This is a genomic window from Desulfosporosinus sp. OT, assembly GCF_000224515.1.
In the GTDB taxonomy this organism is placed as follows: domain Bacteria; phylum Bacillota; class Desulfitobacteriia; order Desulfitobacteriales; family Desulfitobacteriaceae; genus Desulfosporosinus.
Genome location: NZ_AGAF01000168.1, coordinates 1 through 5786, shown reverse-complemented (window position 1 = coordinate 5786; position 5786 = coordinate 1). Strand labels below are relative to the sequence as shown.

General features: G+C 37.5%; 7 protein-coding genes and 2 pseudogenes. 6 read left to right on the top strand and 3 right to left on the bottom strand.

What is annotated here, in order from left to right; translation table 11 throughout:
- From DOT_RS30570 to DOT_RS32740, 5 genes and pseudogenes are all read left to right on the top strand, one after another.
- A partial coding sequence (locus DOT_RS30570) for a hypothetical protein (protein WP_009620889.1) occupies positions 1-776 on the top strand: 776 nt, incomplete at its 5' end.
- Between the two features lie 352 nt (positions 777-1128).
- Positions 1129-1302 carry a hypothetical protein gene (locus tag DOT_RS30565; protein WP_157998472.1) on the top strand — a complete coding sequence of 58 codons (174 nt, stop codon included), beginning with the start codon at positions 1129-1131 and terminating at the stop codon, positions 1300-1302.
- Between the two features lie 289 nt (positions 1303-1591).
- Positions 1592-1978 (top strand): hypothetical protein, encoded by a 387-nt coding sequence (locus DOT_RS16045; protein WP_009620885.1) that lies wholly within the window; start codon positions 1592-1594, stop codon positions 1976-1978.
- Positions 1979-2107: 129 nt separating this feature from the next.
- A complete protein-coding gene (locus tag DOT_RS16040; protein WP_009620884.1) occupies positions 2108-3106 on the top strand; it encodes a hypothetical protein in 999 nt (332 codons plus the stop codon).
- Between the two features lie 471 nt (positions 3107-3577).
- A pseudogene (locus DOT_RS32740) lies at positions 3578-3854 on the top strand (Tn3 family transposase); the annotation flags it as partial.
- A gap of 96 nt (positions 3855-3950) precedes the next feature.
- Here the strand turns inward: DOT_RS32740 and DOT_RS31900 are convergent.
- Together DOT_RS31900 and DOT_RS16025 are read right to left on the bottom strand one after the other, a co-directional pair.
- Positions 3951-4037, bottom strand: a pseudogene (locus DOT_RS31900) (DNA-binding response regulator); the annotation flags it as partial.
- Between the two features lie 8 nt (positions 4038-4045).
- On the bottom strand, positions 4046-4474 hold the full coding sequence (locus tag DOT_RS16025; protein WP_009620880.1) for an IS110 family transposase: 429 nt from the start codon (positions 4472-4474) through the stop codon (positions 4046-4048).
- A gap of 500 nt (positions 4475-4974) precedes the next feature.
- Here DOT_RS16025 and DOT_RS16020 point away from each other — a divergent pair, with 500 nt between their 5' ends.
- Positions 4975-5451 (top strand): DUF3795 domain-containing protein, encoded by a 477-nt coding sequence (locus tag DOT_RS16020; RefSeq protein ID WP_040412451.1) that lies wholly within the window; start codon positions 4975-4977, stop codon positions 5449-5451.
- A 169-nt stretch (positions 5452-5620) separates the two neighbouring features.
- On the opposite strand, the gene DOT_RS16015 is transcribed toward DOT_RS16020, so the two are convergent.
- Positions 5621-5786: tyrosine-type recombinase/integrase (locus tag DOT_RS16015; protein WP_009620876.1), on the bottom strand; the 166-nt coding region annotated here is incomplete at its 5' end.

Below are 5786 nucleotides of genomic sequence, written 5' to 3'. Positions count from 1 at the left end.
CTACGCTCTATCACTGGCAGTTGCCGTTCCAAGTGACCTCAAATCCCGGGACTTACAATGTTCCTGTAGAGTTACGAATCACTGCGCCAGGGTCGACAGCAGCCCCAATCGATACGAGTGCTCCCTATGAAGTTATCAACCCGCCAGGAGGGATCGTAAGCGATAATGGCGCAACACTTACTCTCGGCAGCTACGCGATGCCGGAAAATCGAATCAAGAAAGGTGAGTCATTTAAAGCATGGTCGAGAGGACAGTTATCAATGCAGCATCCGTCAGGAACGACCTATTTAGGTGACACGATCCTCGCAGATCTTACCGTGGAAACGCCAGAGCTGCCAGATCCAGATGACATCCTCGTGTCAGCTTATTTGACTTCTGCCACGGTCACCAGGCCGGAAGGATATGCCCAAGGATCTCAATGGCTCACTCATACAATACAAGAACCGATGACGATAACAGCCCCACTTAAAGCCACTTTGCAATTCGAAGAAACCTGGGGAGGCTGGCAGCCGGGAAACTATCTGGCAGTCACACCAAACTGGGCATATAGGGCACCAACGTTGCAGACTCCAGACGCTCCCGTCAATATTGGGGTGGATTATGTCGTGCATGTGGTTTATAAATATCCTGTCTGGGTATGTAGTGAAAGTGGATGCACGATTGTATACCATACAGCGAAAATGGATGTTCCAGGGCTGGCGGTATCCTCTGTCCAAGTTTATGGAACGGATTTCGTCGTGGTGCCTGTGATTTCTGGAAGCAGTTATACTTATTGATTTTGAGATAAAGAAGGTGAGATTTGGTGAGTCTTAACTTACTTAAAGAACTTCATAATAGATCTGAATACGTAAATGTTGCTATGCCTCTAATTCTGTTCGAAATATCATCCGGCTTTAGTTCTTGTTGGGATTTTGGGGGCAATAGTTGGACTTCTGGTTTTCAGACATTATAAAAATTCTAATCGTGAAAGAGTAAAATCCTTAGCAAAAGGTATCTCTTTAATATTATATGAATTTTGCATGCCGGTGCTATTGGATGGTTTGTAACACCATTTTATGAATATGTCTTAGGAATCGCAGGAAGTAGGGTCAGGGGGGAACGTTTTTATGGCGCTTATGTATGTACAGGGTGAAAAAATTGAGAGATTTGGGATCAATATATTTTGTTGAAAAGGTTTATGAATTATCCGATGACTACATGAGGAAACATAATTTGTATTATAAGAAGAGGGTGAGGTTAAAAAAGATAAGTGGAGAAAATGGACTTGACATAGAAGACTTTGCCATCAGTGATTCAGAGTAAACTTTATATTTCGAACAAAAAAAAGTCATTGCTCAGGGTTATAAACCGGTACTGGGCAATGATTATTTTTGATCACTCGTTACAAGTTTCTTTTGGGAAAAACTATTACAACGTATAAAGAGGAAGATTACACATTTGTGAGGAGGTGTTTTTTATGAGCGATAAAGTCAAAAGAATTTCTATTTTCGTAGCAATTGTCTATTACATAATATTTCTAAATGTGGTAAAATTATCAATAGTAAAATATCAAGTAATATGGGAATAATTAGAGAGAAAGAGGGAGAGCGAAATGAAAAAGTTAAAAACTAAAGCTTTATTTTTTGCCACTGTAATTATGATTAGTGCATTTGCTTCTACTGCAAATGCTAATACAGTGAGTACCACTGAATGGGGAACATTTACTTATACTCAGACATTTACCAATGCTGTAATAACAGCTAAGACATCAATTACAAAAAATACTGCTAGTTCTTCGCTTAGAACAGCGCTTTGGATTAGAAATCGGGAGACAGGTCAAGAATATTTTGACGAATATAAAGTCGCAGCTGGCAAATCTTCATGTTCGATTAGCGATCCATTCGACTCGACGAAACCGATTATAGTATCTAGTAGCCATGAAGTAGACAGGGGTGGAGATACCTTTATAAGATGCCTCCTCGACGTCCCATATAATTAATTAAAGATTAGATTTATCCTGTATTACTTGATAGTGTACTGTATAGTATGACAATGTAAGCAATTATACTGCTTACATTGTCGCTCTAGCTTTTTTAATTAAAAATTATATTTATTATGAGGTGTTGGGGTGAAAAAGAGTATTTTCTTTATTTTGATACTGGCAAGTTTATGCATATGCCTTGCAGGGTGTGTTAACTCAAAGGTTGATAAGATGAATGCTGATAAATTATCCGGAGATCCTAGTTTGAGTGCGTTTGGTTTTGGAATTGATCCTCCCCATGAAGAAATGCAAGTTTATGAATATACAGGTGAAGAAATTCACATTCCTTTTATGGTAACAGGTATGGATGATAACGTTAAATCGGATTTTGGATTGATAGTTTTTCTGGATGGGTTTTCACAGCCTTATAAGATTAAACAGAAAAATAATGAAGTAAGCGAAGAACAATTTATGAAGAAGTTTTCTTTGAAAAATGAGGAGAAGCAAGAATTCGAAATTGTGTTTACTCCTGTTACCGGAAAAGAGGGAGATAGGCTAGGAATTGTTTTTGCAGTAATTTTTAATCCGGATTATATACCACAAAATGAAAATAAAGCTATATATGGCATGAATCATAAATTATTCTCTACAGTATCACAAGAAATTTACTTTAAATGTGGGACTGTGAACAAAGAAGAACAAAGTTCGTATTCGAAATCTCTCGTCGAGGATATTTCACAAGAGGTCAAAGACAAAACCAAAGCTAAAGATGAAAATTCTATTGCAGACGGAAGTTCTGACAGTTTAAGTACAACTGCAGAATTGCTTCAGGAAGATGGAAAAAATAATATCTTTTATGCAAAGAATGGCAAGGCGAAATTTAAGTTTCGGATATATGGTGGCTTGGATACAACTTACCATACTACAATTTTTGTTAATAACAACCCTGTTCAGGTAATGGGTTCAGATTATATAGATACTACAACAAAAAAAGGAAAGATGTGTACGATTGAGTTAGAGTTTGATACCGGCAAATATGAGAGACTGAACACAATATATGCCATTTCCGTTCCGGCAGGAAAGGGTTATTTATTAAAAAATAATTCTCCAATTAAGACAAAATCAATTCTTTTAGTAAATGATTAATAATGGAGCTGATTTCACTGGTATTTCTACATATTTTTGAAAGTGTATCAAATTCGGTGTTTTTTAAGCTTTTTCCGGACTTTCTTTCTGGGGTTGGGCCAACATAATGACGTAAAACCCACACTAAGACAATATATGGAAACAATAAGTCGACTTTTCCTACTCTAAGGGAAAGTTGGCTTATTATCTTAAACGATCGTTTTTGAAAGGAAATTAAATGATCTTTAATAGCGTCTTTAAACCCACTTAGATGGTTATCAAATATAGTGTCAAAGGACGAAGAGACCACAATAGGTTGAGGTTCGCCTTTCAACTCTGTGTACTGCGATTTCCAGGATGGACCCTTTCTGATGTTAACGATGTTCCTGTTAGTGTGATTATCTTGATTTGCTCGAGAAGAAGTTTTATACGCTCCGAAAATATACGCCAACGCTGTTAACGTCGTTGGAATTTTATTCTTCTAAGTCTGCTAGTTTGGCTACTGCATTGGGTGAAATGGGGCGAATCGAAAAGACCATCTTCTTTCTTGATTACATATCCAGCGAAGCCATGCGACAAAGAATCCACCGGGGATTAAACAAAGGTGAAGCAATGAACGCAGTAGCTAGAGCAATGTTTTTTTGGTAAATTCGGTGAGCTGCGCGAACGGGCTCTTCAGAACCAACTCCAACGGTCTAGTGCACTTAACATAATAATCAATGCAATCAGCGTGTGGAATACAGTTTATTTGGCGAAAGCCATAGAGTTTAGGACAAAGGGAAGCTAAAAGAGGAGCTGAGGTAATATCGTATCCTGTATAAATTATAATCGGCGTATCCGAATTAGTTGCAAGTACTCTTCGTGTTAATTCTAATCCATAGATTACAGGCATATTTAAATCAAACATTAGTACTCCAAAAGTCTCGCTTTTCAATACCTCTAATGCTTCCATACTAGAAACTACAACTGTAACTTGCATATCAATTTCTTGAGCGTTTTTAATTCATCATACACATCCGCCGTTGGTGAATAGTCTACAAGATGATACCAGTGATCTAAACCGAAATTCGCTATCTTAAAGGCATCAAGCTTGTCCGTCTTGCCTTTACGGATAGACACATTAACATACTTGTTCATTACCAGCGGATTAATAACAGCGACAAAAATACTACGATCTTTCAGATATGTTAGTACCGGATAGTGGTAGGCTCCGGTCGCCTCCATAATTACACGGGTTTCCTCTGTAAGTTTACTGATCCGATCTACCAGGTGTTTCAAGTCACTTTCCGTGTGCTTTACTTCAAAGGGCTTATGAATTATTTCACCATATGGCTTCATAAAACAGACTGTACTTTTCCCCTTTGAGACGTCAATCCCAACGCTGATCATACTACTCCTCCAAATTGATTATTGGCATCCATCCTCGCTTATTACCCATTCATATTGGTTAGTTACACGAAAGCCTCAACGGTTTCAACCTGCTTAACCGAATGCACATAACAAGGGGATGGCTGGCTGATTATCCTACGGATGCGAAATCCAATGCGAAGTAGGCCAGGCCATTTTCCCCTTATTATAAGTAAATAAGCACAAGCTTCCAATCCGTTCATCGAATCGTTTGCTCGTGCCTATATAGTACCAATGCGAAGCATCTCGCGTATATCAAACTCTAAGAATGGAGGTGAAATTAGATGAGTACCACATTTCAGGTTTTAGCAGGTACAAACTACATTCCAACATTTGAAGAAATCCTTAGCTTATCTAACTCGCTTTTTCGACACAGTTAAACAATATCTATCAAAGGAAAAAGTCCTTATCCGTTGAAATAGTATTTAACAAGTTAATAGTGTAAAATCGAAGAATTGTTTAAAATAATAAGGAGGGGTAATATGAGCACTTTTAACTCTGATTCGTATTGTGGACTTTATTGTGGTGCATGTGACATTCTGATGGCTTATAAACATGGTTATGAAGAGAAAATTGCTCCATACTTAAATGTTGAACCTTCACAGATAAAATGCCATGGTTGCAAGAGTGATACAATATTTGGAGACTGCAATAATTGCAAAATAAGAAGTTGTGCTATTATAAAAAATGTTGAACACTGTATTCACTGTGATGATTTCCCATGTAATAATTTTCATGCAACGCTGTTTAGCAAAGAACACTCAGACAAATTTCCACACGTAAAAATTATTCCGAACAATTTAGAAGATATAAAAAATATCGGAGTTGAGCAGTGGCTAAAAGAGCAAGAAAATAAGTGGAAGTGCCCAGAGTGTCAAACAGACTTTTCTTGGTATACCCCTAAGTGTGCAAAATGTGGCAAAGATTTAGATAAAACAAAAGACTACAATAATTTATAAATTTAAATTAAAGGAAAGTCTAAGAAGCACTTTCCTTTCTTCACATCTATATTGCTTCTAATTATTCTTAAACCCGTAAGTATAAATGCCGCCCAATCTCAATGTTTTTTAGGGCGGCATCAGTAGAATAAGTGAAATATTTCAGTAGTCTCAGTTGGGGGAAATGCACTTAATTAAACATCATTGCAAGAGGGTTAGAATTTACAGCAGATTGCAATTGATGCTCATCAATATGGGTATATATCTCAGTAGTAGCTACGCTCTCATGCCCAAGAATCTGTTGAAGTGATCGTATATCAACCCGTCCATATTTGTACATAAGTGTTGCAGCCGTA